We start from the raw sequence: 17,714 nt of genomic DNA on the forward strand, positions 1-17,714 counted from the left end.
ATTGATTTCCTGCGCTTTTTATGCCTCAAATATAAATATCTCGTTCCCAAAAACGTTGCTTGGCGATATTTTGGATAAATTGCTGTGAGAAGTTTGGATTCGCTGTGGCAAAAAGAATACCCTCACTTGCTTTGGCACGCGTAGCATTAAAATATGGGACGCCTGTTGTGGCGATGCCAATAGGTTTATAGTTTTGATAAACTTGGCGAATAAAAGCTGTCATATCGCTATTAAATTTCGCCTGATTAGCTGCTGTTCCACCAACAACATATAGTGCGTCGTAAAGGACAGGCGATGTTGTTAAAAAGGTCGCATCCACTTCGAAAGTTTGCCCATTTGCTGCCCTCACTGGTTCAAAAGTTTCTGCAATAATTTGATAACGTACGCCATAACGCTTAAATTCCTTCATCACTTGCTCTAGCTCCTGCGCATTAAATTGATTGCCGATAATAATAGCTACACGCAATGTTTGGGGAACGAATATCGTATTTTGTTGACTAAGGGCAGGTGAAGATGCAGTTACATCAATTTGCTGCTGTGTTGGTTTATTCACCGCTAGCCGTTCAGCAAGCGTGGTTGCCAGTGTGTAGTCAATGTTAGCAAGCATATTGACTACATTCTGTCTAATACTGCGGACATTTACCTTGCCTACCTCGAAGGAAAAAGCATCTACAATATGCTTTTTTTCCGGTGGTGACATACTGTTCCAGAAAAGTCGTGCTTGCGAAAAGAAATCATCAAAGGACTTACTACGTCCTTGAATGACACGTCCCTCTACTTTTTCTGGAAAATGAACATATCCTCCTTCAGCAGCAGTGCTTGTTGCAGGTGTATTATCAGCTAATGAGTTTTTATGGTAACTCACTTGACCAACATTAATCATTTGTCGGCTAAAGCCATTACGCTGGTTGTTATGGAAAGGACAAAGAGGACGATTAATCGGTATTTCAGTAAAGTTAGGGCCGCCTAGACGTAATAATTGTGTATCTAAATAAGAAAACAGACGACCTTGTAGTAGCGGGTCATTTGAGAAATCGATACCAGGTACGACATTGCCTGGATGAAAGGCTACTTGCTCTGTTTCAGCAAAGACATTATCCACATTGCGATTTAATGTAAGTTTACCAATCCTTTTAACTGGAATAAGCTCTTCTGGCCAAAGCTTTGTCGCATCAAGTATATCAAAATCATACTTAAATTCATCTGCTGGATCGAGCATTTGCACACCTAATTCATATTCAGGGTAAAAGCCTGCTTCAATAGCTTCCCATAAATCGCGACGCTGAAAATCAGGGTCTGCACCACCAATTTTTTGCGCCTCGTCCCAAATTAGTGAATGCACACCGAGAACGGGTTTCCAGTGGAATTTAATAAATTTGCTATGACCAGCCGCATTGACAAAGCGGAATGTATTAACGCCAAAACCTTCCATCATACGGTAGTTTTTGGGTATTGCTCTATCAGACATTATCCACATCACCATATGAGCAGCTTCTTGATTACTCGTGACAAAGTCCCAAAATGTATCATGCGCAGAAGAGGCTTGTGGCATTTCATTATGTGGCTCTGGTTTTAATGCATGAATAATATCAGGGAATTTTATAGCGTCTTGGATAAAGAACACCGGGATATTGTTGCCGACCAAATCAAAATTGCCTTCCTCTGTATAAAACTTCACCGCAAAACCGCGCACATCACGCGCTGTATCGTTAGAGCCTGAGCTACCAACGACATTCGAAAAGCGCACAAAAACAGGTGTTTTTGTGCCAGCCTTTTGCAGAAAATGTGCTCTTGTAAATTCCGACATGGATTCATACAGTTCAAATTCTCCGTGAGCTGCATAACCTCTCGCATGAACGACTCTTTCTGGAATGCGCTCATGGTCAAAATGCGTAATCTTTTCACGAAAATGAAAGTCCTCCATCAACGTAGGACCGCGCAACCCCGCCTTCAAAGATTCCTCATCATTGGACACTCGCACCTGCTGATTCGTCGTCATCCTTGTGCCATCATTATTTACTTTGTAGGCATCGAGCTGCTCTAGCTTTTTGTTTTCGTTGTTGTCATTAGTATTGTCTTTCATAAAATCCTCCTTTTAAAGCTTTGTACAGCGTATGAGGGGGGGAAAGAAAATATGAAGTAGGGTGTCAGGCACGCAAACAATTCTGAAAATTGAATACAATTTAGCAAAAAAAAGCCTAAGTTATGTTTTGATGTTTCAACATAGCTTAGGTCGCTAGCCTTATTTAAGAGTATTTATATTAACTAGCTGAGGTTGTGTTTTCAGAGGCTGCTGTGAAGGCTTCATTAATATGTTTAGCATTCTCGATTTCGTCGACTACAGCTACTGCAAAATCAGCTTGGCTAATATAGCTGTTATGCTGGGAGTTCATTAGTAAATAGTCATGACCTGTAATATAGTGACCTGTACGTGGACCTTCCGCATCAAACATGAGGGCAGGGCAAATAAAGCTCCATGATATAGAGGATTGTTGCAACTGCTGTAAATTTTGCAGTTGATATTTAGCGGCAGCTGTTAGTTGGGCCGGGTATTCCTCGCTGTCGAGCAGCCGTAATATTTTCTCTTTATTGGTAAATAGACAGCCAGAGCTACCGATATCTAATAATCGTGTTTGCGATGGCTGCAAAATAGATATTAAATGCTTACCTGCTTCTACATACAAATGCTCTTCGCCACTTTTGGGGGCAAAGGCATTAACGATGCAGTCGAATGCTTCGATATCAGCCGTTGTTAGCTCGAACAAATCTTTTTCGAGCGTTTGTACATCTTCCTTTAAAGTGGCTTGGTTGCGTACTATTGCTGTTGCATCGTGCTCTCTCATAATTGACTCTCTTAATATATTACTGCCAGCTTGACCGGCAGCTCCAATAACTGCGATTTTCATTAACATTTCCCCTTTCTCCAATCAAGTGATAGTACTATACCCAATTTATCAAAAAAGTATGCATAGATTTAGTAGAGTAAGGTTTAATGGAGCTTTGACAGGAACATGGAATAGAACGCAGAAAACGTAGAATAAATGGAGTTGTCCGAAAAGTCCATTTTGTTTTGCCACCGCATTGAAATAAAGGTTTTCATCGCTTCCCTTTTACTGAAGGATAACGCTGCTAAAGCTAATGTTCCTCCCATTTTTAAAAGAGGCGTTTTCTGTTTATAGGAATCAACATTTTGTGAAACATCATTGCTACTGTCCAAAATGCCGGCTATGCAAGGCTTTTTGGACAGCCTCTAAAGCTTGGAAGTTATGAAACTACAAAAAAATGGGGATGTCCCGAAGGCGGTGTATTGCCTACATTTGGGACGCCCCCTTGCAAATTATAATGGTGTAATCGTACTTCCCTTTTTAGCTGCTGTCGTTAAAACGATACGATGCTCAGGGAATTGCTTTTGCATGCTGACAACAAATTCGTCAGCAAGTGTTGGCGGTATAATTGAAATAAGCGTTGGGCCAGCGCCACTTAATGCTGTGCCGTATGCGCCAGCTTGTTTAGCTGCTTGGCGAATCTCCATGTAGCTAGGAATTAGCTGTGCGCGGAAAGGTTCGTGGAATAAATCGGATTCCATATAGCGACCGATTCGCTCGTAATCTTTAGCAATAAGCGAGGCGGCAAGCATATTTGCAGCAGCACTTGCCTTTACTGCATAAGAACGCTCTAGCTGAGTAGGAAGGACGCTCCGTGCCTTTGCTGTTTTTAATTCTACATTTGGAATAAATAGCACGAAAGCCACATCCATATTTTGTACATGAATCGTATCAACTATATTATCCTCTGTCATAGAGGAAATCGTTAAGCCACCTAAAACAGAGGCTGTGGCATTGTCAGGATGCCCTTCAATTTGTGATGAAATATTGAGTTTATCTTGTATTGTAAGCTTTAAATTACATAGCAAATTAGCTAGCTCGATTCCTGCAACGATAGCTGCTGCGCTACTACCAACGCCACGAGCCAAAGGTAACTCGCTTGTCATTACGACATGACAGCCCGGTAATTCCTTATCGTAGTGCTCAGCCACTTGCTTGGCAATTTGATAGATTAAATGATTTTCTACTGTTGTATCTGCTGGTACATGTTCACCTTGATGGACAAATTCCCACTCTTTCTGCGGGATTGCTTGCAATGTTAAATAAAGTGACAAACCGAGCCCGATAGAATCAAAGCCGGGTCCTAGATTTGCTGTACTGCCAGGAACTTTAATTTGCCAACTCATAGTGTTCCCTCAATATATGCGCGAATTTCTTCTTCATCGTTTTTCAACGATACTAAGTCTACTGTTGAGACGCTCATTGCAGTATCTGGGTCTTTCAAGCCGTTACCAGTAAAAATAGTGACGACTTGACTACCTTGTGGAATAAGACCTGCCTTCACCGATTTTATCACGCCTGCAAGGGAAGCGGCTGAACCAGGTTCAACGAAAATACCTTCCTTACCAGCGATTAATTTATAAGCAGCTAAAATTTCTTCATCTGTTACAGAATCAATAATACCACCTGACTCGTCTCGTGCTGCCTCTGCTAATTTCCAGCTAGCAGGATTACCAATACGTATAGCTGTTGCAACTGTTTCGGGAGTAGCAATTGGCTCACCTTTCGTAATTGCTGCAGAACCTTCAGCTTCAAAGCCAAGCACCTTTGGTAGACCTGAGTTTTTTGCTTCATTATAATCTTTAAAGCCCTTCCAATAGGCGGAAATATTTCCTGCATTGCCGACAGGAATACATAAGAAATCTGGTGCTTTTCCAAGTGCATCAACAATTTCAAAAGAAGCCGTTTTTTGCCCTTCAATACGGTATGGATTGACTGAATTAACGAGGGCAACAGGTGTCGTTTCGCTAATGCGACGTACGATATTTAAAGCATCGTCAAAGTTGCCGTCAATTTCAATAATTTTTGCGCCGTACATTGTTGCTTGTGCTAGTTTACCAAGAGCTACTTTTCCTTTAGGGATAACTACAACAGAGTTGATACCTGCGCGTGTCGCATAGGCAGCAGCAGCAGCGGATGTATTACCGGTAGAGGCACAAATAACGCATTTTGCGCCATCTTCAACGGCTTTAGCAACAGCAAACACCATGCCACGATCTTTAAAGGAGCCTGTTGGGTTCGCACCTTCGATTTTTCCATATAACTCAATACCTAACTCTTTTGATAAATGAACTAAATGCACTAATGGCGTATTTCCTTCATTTAAAGTTAAAGCAGGTGTTTTTTCAGTAACAGGTAAATATTGCTTATATTCTTCAATTAAACCTTTCCACATATCAAACATGACTCCTTTTGTTCTTTCTGAAAGAACAGTTGTTTTTGTATACAAGACATTGTAAACCTCTAGCTCTATCATTTCAATAGTAAAACAACAATTTAATTTAAACAATATTGTCACAATTAAAAAATAGGTGTATAGTATACATGCTTATACAAGTGTAAAGACAGGTGGTTATATTATGGCAAAACAGCAAGAAATGCAAATTTCACGCAATAAATTACTTGGTGTAGCAGGTGTTGGATGGATGTTTGATGCAATGGATGTCGGCATTTTATCCTTTGTCATTGCTGCACTCGCAATAGACTGGGGTTTAAACCCTGCACAAATGGGCTTGATTGGTAGTATCAACTCAATTGGAATGGCAGTAGGTGCGCTTATGTTTGGTGTACTTGCTGACAAAGTAGGGCGTAAAAAAGTGTTTATGTGGACACTTATATTGTTTTCGGTTGCAAGCGGACTATCTGCGTTAACGACAACGCTAGTATTATTTTTGATTTTGCGCTTTTTCGTTGGAATGGGACTCGGAGGAGAGCTACCAGTTGCTTCGACACTCGTTTCTGAAAGCGTTGAAACTAAGGAGCGCGGTCGCGTTGTTGTGTTGTTAGAGAGCTTTTGGGCAGGTGGCTGGCTACTAGCTGCAATCATTTCTTATTTCGTTATTCCAGCGACATTCTGGCCAATTGAAGGCTGGCGTGTTGCGCTTATTATTACTGCTTTACCAGCATTTTATGCGATTTATATTCGCATGAAGCTACCTGATTCTCCGCAGTTTACAGCGAAGGTAGAGGCTAAAAAGCGTTCTGTCTTGCAAAATATTCGCGAAGTATGGTCAAAGCCATATGCACGTTCAACATTTATGTTATGGGTGCTATGGTTCGCAGTTGTATTTTCATATTATGGAATGTTTTTATGGTTGCCAAGCGTAATGGTTGGGAAGGGCTTCGATTTAATTTCCAGCTTTAAGTATGTGTTAATTATGACGCTAGCGCAGTTACCAGGTTACTTTACTGCAGCTTGGTTTATTGAGAAGCTCGGACGTAAATTTGTACTTGTAACATATTTAATCGGAACAGCAGCAAGTGCTTTTGTCTTTGGAAATGCAGAATCTGTAACTATTTTACTTGTTTCAGGGATGCTACTATCATTCTTTAATTTAGGAGCATGGGGAGCATTATATGCTTACACACCGGAACAGTATCCAGCGATTATTCGTGGTACAGGGACAGGTATGGCGGCAGCAGTAGGGCGTGTAGGTGGTATTTTCGGTCCACTCTTAGTAGGGTCATTAATAACAAAAGGCTATGACATTGGTTCGGTTTTTGCGATTTTCTGTGTCGCAATTTTAATTGGAGTATTAGCAGTGTTATTTTTAGGTAAGGAAACAAAGCAGTTGGAATTAGAATAGAGGTAATATCTGAAGATATAGCAAGATAATTGTGTTGCAAAACAACTATCTCTGAAGCAAACTAGTTTAATAGAAGTTTGGGCTGGGGCTGTCTAAATAGGCGGTCCCTTCTTTTATGCAACGAAAATTCCCCGGAGAAACGCCGCTAAATTCCATGTTTATCACGTCTTCAAAGCAATCTAATATTATTTTAAACAGCCATAATTTTATTTTCTTTTAGCGATGTTCTTTGCGACGAGTAACCGCAGGAGCCAATTTTTTGTCCAAAGACAGGAATTCAGTCTAAGAATACCATGTCCTGTCATAACGACTGGATGAACAGCATCGTGCTGGCTCTAGCCTTCGTCAAATGTCACAGGGCATGCAAGTTTTAGGTTAATAGCCCAAAAATCCAGACTAGCGTTAGTTGTGTCATAATTAATTGAAACACGACCAAAACGTCCTAAAAGCAGTGCGCAGCACATTTTGGGGACGTTTTTATTTTTTTGAAACAAAAGGTCTTACTTATTCATCTAATAAGTAGATAGAAAGAGAGGGTGTGAAGGTGATTGTTAAAAAAGGCGCAGAAAGGAAATAGCGACGCATTTCTACAATTAATACAAGATGAAAAAGTGAAGCTATATAAAATGGCGTATATTTATATGAAAAATGAGGATGATGCGCTAGATGTAGTACAGGAAACTGTGACAAAGGCCTATGCCAATATAAATAGCGTGAAAGATGAGCGATACTTTTCCACTTGGCTTATGAAAATTTTAATTAATACAGCGCTTGAGCATTTACGTAAAAATAGCAAAATTGTATTAATACAAGAAAATGTAAAGGAGCAAGGACAGACGTTTAGCCATGATGAACGCATGGATTTACTACATGCAATTGAACAGCTAGAGGAGAAGTATAAAACGGTAATCTTGCTAAAATATTATCAAGATTTATCAACTAGAGAAATCGCAGAGTTACTTGGGTATCCAGAGGGGACAGTAAAAACAAATGTCCATCGAGGCTTGCAACAATTAAAAAAATTTTTGAATAAAGGGGGCGTATTGTATGGAGAACAATATTAAAAAAGCCATTGATGAAATGGAAGTGCCGATGCAAAAATTGGATGAAGCAATAAGCAAAGGGATTGTTGTATCTAAGAAAAAGCCGAGAAATATATTAGCGATGGGAGTATTAACATCCGTCGCAGCAATTTTACTCGTATTAGGTGCGGGGTTTGTGTCACCGACAGTCGGCAATGCACTTGCGAAGGTCCCATTTATGAGCTTTGTTTATAAAATTGAGGAGCAGGATAAAGGATTGCATAAAGCATTATCAGATAATAATGCGATTCAGTTAAATAAAACGGTGACAAGTAATGGCATCTCAGTTACTTTTGAAGAAATTGTTTATGATGGTGCGCGTATTAATGTGATTTATTCAATGCCTGAATATCAAGAAATAGGCAAGATGGAAATGTTCGTGAATGGCGAATGGCTGAATACAGGAGGGAGTATAACATCTTTGCACGAGGAAGATGGTTCATATCGCGCTCTATACGGTTTTCGCTTTGATGAGGACTTGCCAGATGCATTTGACTTAACATTAAAAATAGACATGATTGCTGGAGTAGAAGGTGATTGGACGTTTGAAACACCAATCAAGAAAGTAAAAAATAATCATCGTATATTGCAAGCTGGACAAACGGGTATGATGAACGGGATTGCTTTTGAAGTAAAGAGTGCTCAAACTTCAACTACTTCAACAAAGTTACAAGTAGAATTTACAGGAGAGATAAGAGAGAAAGTCGGCTATCCTATTGGTTTGTCTATATCTGAGACGATTACAGACCAAAACGGGGTTCCATTGAAAATATTAGAGAAGTCAGGTGAGGGAAGAACGGATTACGATTTGACATGGACTTATATATTAGAGCCACTTGCACCTGATGTGACAGAGTTACGGTTATATTATTATTCTGGACCAAAAATAGATGAGGTGGTTGAGGATATTATTGTGCCATTATCTAATGAGCTACCTCAAAAAATTGACCTAGGAGCTATGGGGGATATAGTGATTACGAATGTTGAACAAGATGGGAACGAAGCAACTTTAAGATTTTTAATTGATAGTGACTTCCCGTTCGATGGGGACTTAAGAACGCATCCTTTTGCTGTAGTGCTGGAAAATGGAGAAAGGATTGTGACAGATGTTGTACAAGCTGTTGGACGTAACGAATATCAATTGAAATATAAAGTTAACGTAGGTCAACCTTTTATTAAAACAAGACCGTTGACGATGATGGCAATTGAGCCAGAAGCGCAAGTGGTTATTTCAATCAAATAGTGACAGATTTTTCAGAAAAAACATTGAATATAATGATTATTCATGTTAATGTATGTTCAATTAAGCTAGTTGAGAATAGATGAGAAAGGGTAGAGAGAAGAGTATGAGTATTTGTGAGAGCATTAAAAAGCGTTTTATTCGATTATCCAAAGGCCAGCGTCGTGTTGCACAATTCGTATTGAATGACCCAAGTATTGTAACGACAAAGATTGCGTCTGAAGTCGGAAAAATAGCAGGGGTAAGCGAGTCGACAGTTATCCGATTTTGTTATGCTATGGACTTTTCAGGGTATAGTGAGCTACAAAAGAGAATGAAAGAAGATTTGGCTTATCGTCAGCGTGAATAGGTGAAAAATAGGGGGCTGCTAAGAAAGGAATTTCTTTCTCAGCAGCTCAAATTAATTATCCAGATAAAGGGAGCTATCTTGAAAAGACAGCTCCCTTTGCGTTTTGATAAATCAATCAATTAGCTTACTATAAATGATTTCATCATAATAAACATTATCAATTTTTACTGAATGCCTTTTCGTACCTTCAACTGCGAAGCCCTGTTTCTCAAAAAGGGCAATGGCTTTATTATTATGGGACATTATCGCCGCTTCAAGTCTTTCAACACCATTTTGCTGTGCCCATTTTATACTATTTTGTAATAATGCTGTACCGATGCCTGTGTTTTCAAATTTTTTTAATACACCGATACGTATTGTAGCTGCGTGCTGTAGACGCTGCTCTTTATAACCAGTAATGCGTGAATAGCCTGCAAATTCACCATTAGTAATGCAGAGGAGTATCGTTTGCCTTTTAAATTTGCGCCACTCTGCCATCTGCTTGCGTACAACTTGCACTGTTAGATGTTGAACATTTGGTTCATAATATTCAAACTCAGATTGTGCATAAATTTGCTCTTGCAGGCGAATAAATGAGCGAGCATCTTCTGTTTCAATTAACCGAATAATAGAAGCCTGTGAATTTTCGTCTGCATCATTCTCATCACTTCGTGCTTGTTTTAAACGGGAGAATGTTACGGCTTGCCCTAACTGAACATCAATTACATTATAATTGGCATTAACCCAAGATTGGTAATGTGTCAGTGGTGGCTTCGTTTTTTTCCACCAACTCAAGTTCAAATAAGCTGCATTTGGCAACGCTTGGCCCATAATATTTTCAATTGCTTCATATGTTAATGTAATTTCATTTTGCGTTGCATTCTGGAAGAACTCAGCTAATGGAATATACTTCTTTTCCATCTTTTTAGACATTGCTATCCTCATTTCTATGACTAAATTTAATATATATACGATTATTTTAACATATGCGTCAAAAAAATAATAATTAATGTTGAAATTTTTTGCATTTATACTAACATACGAAGTTAAAAAGGAGTTACGACTATGATTTTTTTTTAGCAAGTAGGAAGTTTGGAGCGTTTTAAATTACGGATAGAGGATGAATAGACTAATAAAGAAAGAACAAATTAAGTTAATAGCGCCTAATAATATTTAAGTAATTAAAGTAAAAAGCTATGTTAAATTAGAGAAGCTTAGAAATCTGCTTTATTTCAATGCTAAACTTCGAATTCAATTTAAGATAGAATTTGTGATAAAATAAGCTTGTTAATAAGCATAGATAAATTAGGAGGCTATATCATGAGCAAGACATTAGTTTTCGGACATAAAAATCCAGATACAGATACGATTACATCAGCAATCGTTTATGCGTATTTAAAGCAGCAATTAGGTGTAGAGGCAGAGGCTGTGCGTTTAGGAGATATTAATAACGAAACGAAGTTTGCTTTAGAAAAGTTTGGTTTCAATGCCCCGCGTTTTATTAGCGCTGTTACGGGAGAAGCAAATCAAGTAATTTTAGTAGACCATAACGAATTCCAGCAATCTGCTGAAGGTATTGAAGAAGTGCAAATTTTAGAGGTAATTGACCATCATCGTGTTGCGAACTTCCAAACTGCAGACCCGCTCTATTTCCGCGCGGAGCCTGTAGGTTGTACAGCAACAATTTTAAATAAATTATTTAAAGAAAACGATGTGGAAATTCCTGTAAATATTGCGGGTTTAATGCTATCTGCCATCGTATCAGATACATTATTATTCAAATCGCCAACATGCACAGAGCAAGATGTAAAAGCAGGTGAGGAATTAGCTGCTATCGCAGGGGTAGATGTAGCAGAATATGGGTTAGCAATGTTAAAAGCCGGTGCAGATTTATCGGATAAATCATTAGAAGATTTATTATCATTAGATGCAAAAGGCTTTGATTTCGGTAATTACAAAGCGGTAGTTGCACAAATAAACGCTGTTGATATTGAAGATGTGCTAGGACGTCAAGCTGAACTAGAGACATTATTAACAAAAAATGCAGAAGAGAATGGCTTAGATTTATTCTTCTTTGTCGTGACAGATATTTTAAATAACGACTCTACAGCGGTAGCAGTTGGACATGTAGCAGAAAAGGCGGCAGCGAGCTTTGGCGCAACAATTGTTGATGGACGTATTAGCTTACCAGGTATCGTATCACGTAAAAAGCAAATTGTTCCTGTATTAACAGAAGGCTTAAAATAAAAAGGGTGGCAGTCGAGATGGTAAATAAAATCTCGACTGCCCTTTTAGATTTTCAGGAAGTCTTTTATAAAAAGATATAAAGGAGGGGAAGTGTGAGGAGTATTTTCATATATTATTTTATATTTTTCATAGAACACTGACATATTTCTAATTTGCAAATATTCCAATCAAACAACAAAAGTTTCCCGGAAAAGGGCACGTAAGCTTGCTTTTCAGACCCCACCATTTTCTAATTTTAACGGATAAACAGCCGGACCCTCAATCACATTCCCTTTTTTATCGAAACGAGAGCCATGACATGGGCAATCCCATGTTTCATCCGCTTCATTCCAGCGCGTTTTACAGCCCAAATGAGTACATTTTGGTGCTGACATGCGCGTCATATAGCCTGCGATAAACTGCTCACTAATAAAGCCTGCTTTTATGAGCATGTCATATACAGTACGCCCTTGTATGCGACTTGGCATATATAGTTGTGTAGCGCGATGCTCATTTTTTGTAAAGTAGCCATGCAATATTTCCGCTGCTACTAGTGAGCTTGAAAGTCCCCATTTTTTAAAACCTGTTGCAATATAAATTGGAGAATCCTTTATCATTGGACCGACAAAGGGGATACTATCAGGTGTCGTCATATCCTGGGCACTCCAGAAAAAGCTAGGTGCAGATAGGTCAAATTTACTGTCGAGTTCTTGAGCGAGTGTGTCATAATACTTCATTGTGTCACTTTCTGTTCCAGCCGTATGGGATGTACCTCCATAAACAAAGTAAGACTGCCCGTCGATTTGAGCGGTACGAATTGTACGAGCTGGTGAGTCAATGCTAATGTATTGCCCTTGTAAAAGGTCTGAACATGTTGTTGCCGTCAAATAGGCGCGCTCTACTGTCAACTTCAAAGTATTTAAACCAGCGATGGAGTCGATTGGGTAATGCGTGCATAATACCAGCTTTTTGCAGGCAATTGTGTAGCCTTCAGCGGTTGTTACAGTTGGTTTATCTGTAACTTGTGTAACGCGTGTATGTGTGAAAAATTGGGCTCCAGCCTGCTGCGCTAGCCTTGCGAAATGTAGTAAAAACTGAACAGGATGAATTTGTGTTTCGCGTTGCATATCAAGGGCTAGTTGAACCTTATCTGTTAATTCCGTATCATTTGTTAAACTGGATGGGATGCCGATTTTCTTGTATGCCTCGTATTCCTGTTCTAATAAAGTGCGGTTGTCCATTTCGGTTGTATAAATAAATGATGTGGCCGTGTTATAAGTTGTTTTGTCTGCTTTTTCAAGCGACTGTTCAATCGCAGCTTTATTTACTTGATAGTAAAGCTTAGCATCTTCTTCCTTTAATGTATGATAAAAGAGTCCATGCTGCGCTGTTAGTTTACCAGTGGAATGCGCTGTTGCTCCTTCACCAATGCTTTTTCCTTCTAAAACAATGACGCGCAATCCTGCTTGTGCAAGTAAATAAGCTGTATAAACCCCACTTAAACCAGCTCCAACAATACAAATATCACAAACTGTATCGGACGATAAAGTTGATGTTGTTATTGGTGTTGTGTGATGAAGCCATAATGATTGTTGCATAAAATGCCCCCTTACCTATATTTAACATACAGTATAGGGAAATTTTCCTGACACTATTCACAAGTCAAAAAAATTGAATAATATATTTGCTTATTTGTACAATGGAATAGTAAAGGAGGCGGAGGCAATGATTATACAAGTATGGTCTGATTACGTTTGTCCGTTTTGTTATATTGGAAAAAAGCAATTAGAGCAAGCGCTCGAAGTGAGTGGTTATGGGGAACAAATTGAAGTGCAATACAAAAGCTATTTATTAGATCCGACAACCCCTGTTGATGCGGAGGAGTCGATTTACGGTCCATTAGCGGCAAAATATAATATGTCAATTGAGCAAACAAAGGCGATGACGCAAAATGTTGTAGAGCGAGCAAAAGAGGTTGGCTTAAATTACGATTTTGATCGTATGAAAACAGCGAATACGATTAAGGCACATCGTTTAGCTAAATGGGCAGAGGAGCAGGGTAAAGGTGCAGAGATGAACGAACGCCTATTACAGGCTCATTTTTTAGATGGTCTGGCGATTGGACGTACAGACGTATTAGTAGCTTTGGCTGAGGAAGTAGGCTTAAGCGGTGAGCAGGCGAAGGGAATGCTAGCGGGCGATGAATATAAGGAAGAAATGTATTCTGATATTGAAATAGCTCGTCAGCTAGGAGTGCGTGGTGTACCGTTTTTCGTCATTGATAATAAATACGGTATTTCAGGTGCACAGCCGCAACATTTATTTGAGCAAACAGTTGAAAAGGCGGCGGTAGAGGCTGGCCTGCAACGTAAGTTAAATATAGTTGGTGGTCAAGGAGCGCTTTGCGAAGATGGCGTATGTGATATTGAATAAGAGAACAGGCACGTTTGTCCTTTAAATTTGTATATAATTAATTTCAGTCAAAAGTCTTAGAGCAGTATGATTGATTTTTTTTTACTGCTCTATTATTATATATAATGTCTTGATTTCGAGATATTAAAGAATTGTATATTTAAAAGGAGATTTATAAATGACAAACGTATTAGTAATAAAAGCAAATAACCGCCCAGATGGCGTTTCAACACAAATGTACGAGGCTTTCATTGAGGAAGCAAAAGCTCAAGGTATTGAATTCTCAACATTTGATGTATTTGAAGAAAATTTAGCATATTTCGGACAAGAGCTATTTAACGCTTTCGGTAAAGCACAAGCAGGCGAAGAGTTAAACGAAAAGGAAGCTGCTTCATTAGCATCTTTCAATAAATCACGTGAAGCATTAACAGCAGCAGATGTAGTCGTATTTGCATTCCCATTATGGAACTTAACAATTCCAGCAGCATTACAATCATTTATCGATTACACATATGGCGCAGGCTATTCATTCAAATATGATGAAAACGGCAATTTAGTAAGCTTAATGACGGACAAAAAATATATTATTTTATCAGCTCGCGGTGGTATTTATTCAACACCAGAGGCTGCAGGCTCCGAAATGGCTGTTAATTATATTAACAACGTAATCGGTGGCGTTTATGGTATGCAAAAAGTAGACGAAGTTGTTATCGAAGGGCATAACGCAAACCCAGCGAAAGCACAAGAAATTATTGCAGAAGGTTTAGAAAAAGTAAAAACTGTAGCGAAAAATTTAACAGCTGTATTAGTTTAATATTTAGGCAAACTAGGGCAAGTTATATAAGCACATGAAATCAGAATTTTGATTTCATGTGCTTTTTTTATCATTAGTCAAAATAGGCGTTTTATATCATGTTACTAAAGTTAGAATTAATTTAATATTAAGATAAGGAAAAATAAGGTGGAATGAAATAAAGACTAGTAAAAAACAAAAGCCAATTCTTGATTAGTAGGCATTTTCCTCAAGTAAGTTGGTTTAACGTCTTTTGGCAGAATAATAGGTGACGAGATGATAGGTAAGCGTTAGACCTATTTAGCGAGTGTTCAAACATCTACTGATGAAGAGGAGCCCAACCCGGTATGCTAAGGTAACGACTGACTAACCAACATTATGTTGGTCCAAGCTCTGGGATGTCATAGATTTTGAAGAGAAGTTTTCAAGTGAATCTAGGATAATATGGTTGCAATTACGTTGAAGCGTAATTGATTATAAATGACAAGGAGTGACACAAATGAAGAATAAAATTTTCACAGGGACAGTAGCATCATTAATGTTAGCGGCAGGCTTAGGTGGAATGACATCTGCTGAAGCAGCAGAGGAATCTGTTACGCGTGGTGATTATGTTGTGCAATTAATTAAGGAACTAGGTGTGGAGTTGGGGGATGGTTCTACCGTTACTTTTAAAGATGTATCAAAGGAGCTAGCACCATATGTGGAAAAGGCGGTTGAACTAAATTTAATTAACGGTAAATCGACAGACACCTTTGCACCAGATGAAAAATTAACACGATTACATGCCTTTGTTATTGCGGCACGTGGCTTAGCAACAGAAAATGCACCACTCGATATATTGGCTAAATTTGCCGACAATGCAAAAATTCATGCATCCCATAAGCAGGATATGGCGAATGCAGCGGCATTAGAAATTTTGAATGGCTTTGCAGATGGTACGATTAACCATACGAAAATTGTGACTGAGCAACAAATGGAACTTATCGTTAAACGCTTTGTAGAGCAGTACAATAACGCAGCCACATTAGCTGAAGAAGATGAGGCAAAAGTTGCTTTACGTATTTTAGGTACATCAGATATTCATACAAATTTAGCTGACTATAATTATTATTTAGACCAACAGGCAAAGGATATAGGCCTAGCAAATACAGCTACATTAATTGACGAAGCGCGTGCTGAAAACCCGAACCATTTATTATTCGATAATGGTGATTTAATTCAGGGTACACCATTAGGCTCCTATAAAGCGCTTGAGGCAAAATTGCAGCCAGACGAGGTGCATCCAGCAGTAGCAGCACTTAATTCTTTGGGCTATGATGCCGCAACATTAGGGAATCATGAATTTAATTATGGCTTAGATTATTTGAATGAGGTAATGGATGATGCAGAGTTCACTTGGGTAAATGCAAATGTGCGCGATGCGAAAACAGGTGATTATTATTTTGAGCCATATGCTATTTTATCGCGTGAGGTTGTTGATGAAGACGGCGATAAGCATATGATTAAAGTAGGAGTAACAGGTATCGTGCCTACACAAATTTTAGGCTGGGATGCAATTCATCTCACGGGTAAAGTAACAGTTGATCAGCCACTGGATGCATTAGAAAAAGTAATTCCTGACATGGAGGCTGCTGGAGCGGATGTAATTATTGTACTTTCGCACTCTGGTATTGGCTCTGATAAAAATGTGCAAGGTAATGAAAATGTAGGTTATCAAATTACACAATTAGAAGGTGTAGATGCATTAATTACAGGACATTCCCATTTACAGTTTCCAGGTGATTATCAAGATTTAGTGAATGCTAATCAAGAAAAAGGAACAATTAATGGTGTACCAACAGTTATGCCTGGTGCATATGGTAGTCATTTGGGTGTTATTGATTTGGAGTTAGAGCTTGAAGGGAGTGAGTGGATTGTAACAAATGGTACAGGTGCAATTCGTTCCATTGAGCGTGATGAGCTAGTACCATCCAAAGAAGTAATAGCTGCTATTCAGGATGCACATGAAGGAACTTTAGAATATATTCGTCGCGCAGTTGGTGAAACATCAGCACCAATTAATAGCTATTTCGGCTTAGTGCAGGATACTGCGGCAATTGAGATTATTACACAGGCGCAAACTTGGTTTATTCAAAATCAGCTTAAGGGGACAGTAGACGCTGAATTGCCAATTTTATCAGCAGGCGCACCGTTTAAAGCAGGCTCTCGTGACAATGCAAGCGACTATACAAATATTCCAGCAGGCCCGTTAGCAATTAAAAACATGGCTGATATTTATCATTATGACAATACGATAGCCACTGTTAAAGTAACAGGTGCAGATGTAATTGAATGGCTAGAAATGGCAGCAGGTGTGTTTGCCACGATTGACCCGACTAAAACAGAAGAGCAAAATATTATTGATTCAGAGGCACGCTCATACAATTTTGACGTGTTAGATGGTGTAACATATGAAATCGATGTAACATCCCCAGCAAAATACGACCGTCGGGGTAATGTCGTAGATGAAACTGCAAACCGTATTAAAAATGTACAATTTGATGGTAAGCCAATTGATTTGTCACAAGAATTTTTAATTATTGCGAATAACTACCGTGTAGGTGGCTCTTACGGGGCTAATTTTGTGAAAGAGGATCAATCAAACTTAACGGTGTATGCTCATGAAAACCGTCAAGCAATTATTGACTATATTATTGAAAAAGGTACAATCAACCCACAAGCAAATAATAATTGGAAGTTTGTAGCCTTCCCTGAAAATATAAGAGTAGTTTTTCTTACTGCTGATGTAGCAAAAAACTATATTCCAGAAGGAAACAATATTGAATATATCGGACCAGATGCGAATGGTTTTGGGAAGTTTTTATTGAAATAAAGAATAAAAAGCCGTTTGGAAAGTAGTACCTTCCAGACGGCTTTTACAACTGCACTAAAATAGTTACTAT

At 38.8% G+C, this 17,714-nt stretch carries 14 protein-coding genes; 8 read left to right on the forward strand and 6 right to left on the reverse strand.

Features of this window, described 5'->3' with window-relative positions; genetic code table 11:
• Positions 1-25: 25 nt before the first annotated feature.
• From MHH70_RS13900 to thrC, 4 genes are all read right to left on the reverse strand, one after another.
• Positions 26-2,083 (reverse strand): catalase, encoded by a 2,058-nt coding sequence (locus MHH70_RS13900; RefSeq protein WP_342471779.1) that lies wholly within the window; start codon positions 2,081-2,083, stop codon positions 26-28.
• Between the two features lie 178 nt (positions 2,084-2,261).
• Positions 2,262-2,906: an NAD(P)H-binding protein gene (locus tag MHH70_RS13905; RefSeq protein WP_066169199.1), complete on the reverse strand. Its 645-nt coding sequence runs from the start codon at positions 2,904-2,906 to the stop codon at positions 2,262-2,264.
• A 431-nt stretch (positions 2,907-3,337) separates the two neighbouring features.
• A complete protein-coding gene (gene thrB / locus MHH70_RS13910; protein ID WP_107943359.1) occupies positions 3,338-4,231 on the reverse strand; it encodes a homoserine kinase in 894 nt (297 codons plus the stop codon).
• Entirely contained in the window at positions 4,228-5,280 is a 1,053-nt protein-coding gene (gene thrC, locus MHH70_RS13915; RefSeq protein WP_066169195.1) for a threonine synthase, read from the reverse strand. The genes thrB and thrC overlap by 4 nt, the downstream gene beginning before the upstream one ends.
• A gap of 184 nt (positions 5,281-5,464) precedes the next feature.
• Here thrC and MHH70_RS13920 point away from each other — a divergent pair, with 184 nt between their 5' ends.
• The 4 genes from MHH70_RS13920 to MHH70_RS13935 all read left to right on the forward strand — a co-directional run bounded on the left by MHH70_RS13920 (position 5,465) and on the right by MHH70_RS13935 (position 9,362).
• Positions 5,465-6,691 carry an MFS transporter gene (locus tag MHH70_RS13920; protein ID WP_107943358.1) on the forward strand — a complete coding sequence of 409 codons (1,227 nt, stop codon included), beginning with the start codon at positions 5,465-5,467 and terminating at the stop codon, positions 6,689-6,691.
• A 548-nt stretch (positions 6,692-7,239) separates the two neighbouring features.
• Positions 7,240-7,755, forward strand: coding sequence for a sigma-70 family RNA polymerase sigma factor (locus tag MHH70_RS13925; protein ID WP_342471780.1), 516 nt, complete (start codon positions 7,240-7,242; stop codon positions 7,753-7,755).
• The gene (locus MHH70_RS13930; RefSeq protein WP_342471781.1) at positions 7,739-9,016 is read left to right on the forward strand and encodes a DUF4179 domain-containing protein; all 1,278 of its coding nucleotides are present in this window, start codon (positions 7,739-7,741) and stop codon (positions 9,014-9,016) included. Before MHH70_RS13925 ends, MHH70_RS13930 begins: the two co-directional genes overlap by 17 nt.
• Before the next feature lie 103 nt (positions 9,017-9,119).
• Positions 9,120-9,362 carry a MurR/RpiR family transcriptional regulator gene (locus tag MHH70_RS13935; RefSeq protein WP_066169188.1) on the forward strand — a complete coding sequence of 81 codons (243 nt, stop codon included), beginning with the start codon at positions 9,120-9,122 and terminating at the stop codon, positions 9,360-9,362.
• Between the two features lie 111 nt (positions 9,363-9,473).
• On the opposite strand, the gene MHH70_RS13940 is transcribed toward MHH70_RS13935, so the two are convergent.
• Positions 9,474-10,274: a GNAT family N-acetyltransferase gene (locus MHH70_RS13940; protein ID WP_342471782.1), complete on the reverse strand. Its 801-nt coding sequence runs from the start codon at positions 10,272-10,274 to the stop codon at positions 9,474-9,476.
• A 387-nt stretch (positions 10,275-10,661) separates the two neighbouring features.
• On the opposite strand from MHH70_RS13940, the gene MHH70_RS13945 reads away from it, so the two are divergent.
• Positions 10,662-11,588, forward strand: a complete 927-nt coding sequence (locus tag MHH70_RS13945; protein WP_107943354.1) for a manganese-dependent inorganic pyrophosphatase — start codon at positions 10,662-10,664, stop codon at positions 11,586-11,588.
• A gap of 212 nt (positions 11,589-11,800) precedes the next feature.
• On the opposite strand, the gene MHH70_RS13950 is transcribed toward MHH70_RS13945, so the two are convergent.
• Positions 11,801-13,165, reverse strand: a complete 1,365-nt coding sequence (locus tag MHH70_RS13950) for an FAD-dependent oxidoreductase (protein ID WP_342471783.1) — start codon at positions 13,163-13,165, stop codon at positions 11,801-11,803.
• 127 nt (positions 13,166-13,292) lie between these two features.
• Here MHH70_RS13950 and MHH70_RS13955 point away from each other — a divergent pair, with 127 nt between their 5' ends.
• The 3 genes from MHH70_RS13955 (at position 13,293) to MHH70_RS13965 (ending at position 17,644) form a co-directional block, all read left to right on the forward strand.
• Positions 13,293-14,000 carry a DsbA family oxidoreductase gene (locus MHH70_RS13955; RefSeq protein ID WP_066169179.1) on the forward strand — a complete coding sequence of 236 codons (708 nt, stop codon included), beginning with the start codon at positions 13,293-13,295 and terminating at the stop codon, positions 13,998-14,000.
• A 157-nt stretch (positions 14,001-14,157) separates the two neighbouring features.
• On the forward strand, positions 14,158-14,793 hold the full coding sequence (locus MHH70_RS13960) for an FMN-dependent NADH-azoreductase (protein ID WP_107943352.1): 636 nt from the start codon (positions 14,158-14,160) through the stop codon (positions 14,791-14,793).
• 478 nt (positions 14,794-15,271) lie between these two features.
• Positions 15,272-17,644 (forward strand): bifunctional 2',3'-cyclic-nucleotide 2'-phosphodiesterase/3'-nucleotidase, encoded by a 2,373-nt coding sequence (locus MHH70_RS13965; protein WP_342471784.1) that lies wholly within the window; start codon positions 15,272-15,274, stop codon positions 17,642-17,644.
• Positions 17,645-17,714 lie beyond the last annotated feature (70 nt).

Origin of the sequence: Metasolibacillus sp. FSL H7-0170, assembly GCF_038593115.1 — a bacterium.
In the GTDB taxonomy this organism is placed as follows: Bacteria; Bacillota; Bacilli; order Bacillales_A; family Planococcaceae; genus Metasolibacillus; species Metasolibacillus fluoroglycofenilyticus.

Coding starts and splice junctions, on each gene's coding strand:
- MHH70_RS13950 (WP_342471783.1), bottom strand. CDS start 13,165: ATGCAACAATCATTATGGCTTCATCACACAACACCAATAACAACATCA.
- MHH70_RS13955 (WP_066169179.1), top strand. CDS start 13,293: ATGATTATACAAGTATGGTCTGATTACGTTTGTCCGTTTTGTTATATT.
- MHH70_RS13920 (WP_107943358.1), top strand. CDS start 5,465: ATGGCAAAACAGCAAGAAATGCAAATTTCACGCAATAAATTACTTGGT.
- MHH70_RS13965 (WP_342471784.1), top strand. CDS start 15,272: ATGAAGAATAAAATTTTCACAGGGACAGTAGCATCATTAATGTTAGCG.
- MHH70_RS13935 (WP_066169188.1), top strand. CDS start 9,120: ATGAGTATTTGTGAGAGCATTAAAAAGCGTTTTATTCGATTATCCAAA.
- MHH70_RS13945 (WP_107943354.1), top strand. CDS start 10,662: ATGAGCAAGACATTAGTTTTCGGACATAAAAATCCAGATACAGATACG.
- MHH70_RS13940 (WP_342471782.1), bottom strand. CDS start 10,274: ATGTCTAAAAAGATGGAAAAGAAGTATATTCCATTAGCTGAGTTCTTC.
- MHH70_RS13930 (WP_342471781.1), top strand. CDS start 7,739: ATGGAGAACAATATTAAAAAAGCCATTGATGAAATGGAAGTGCCGATG.
- thrB (WP_107943359.1), bottom strand. CDS start 4,231: ATGAGTTGGCAAATTAAAGTTCCTGGCAGTACAGCAAATCTAGGACCC.
- MHH70_RS13905 (WP_066169199.1), bottom strand. CDS start 2,906: ATGAAAATCGCAGTTATTGGAGCTGCCGGTCAAGCTGGCAGTAATATA.
- MHH70_RS13900 (WP_342471779.1), bottom strand. CDS start 2,083: ATGAAAGACAATACTAATGACAACAACGAAAACAAAAAGCTAGAGCAG.
- thrC (WP_066169195.1), bottom strand. CDS start 5,280: ATGTGGAAAGGTTTAATTGAAGAATATAAGCAATATTTACCTGTTACT.
- MHH70_RS13960 (WP_107943352.1), top strand. CDS start 14,158: ATGACAAACGTATTAGTAATAAAAGCAAATAACCGCCCAGATGGCGTT.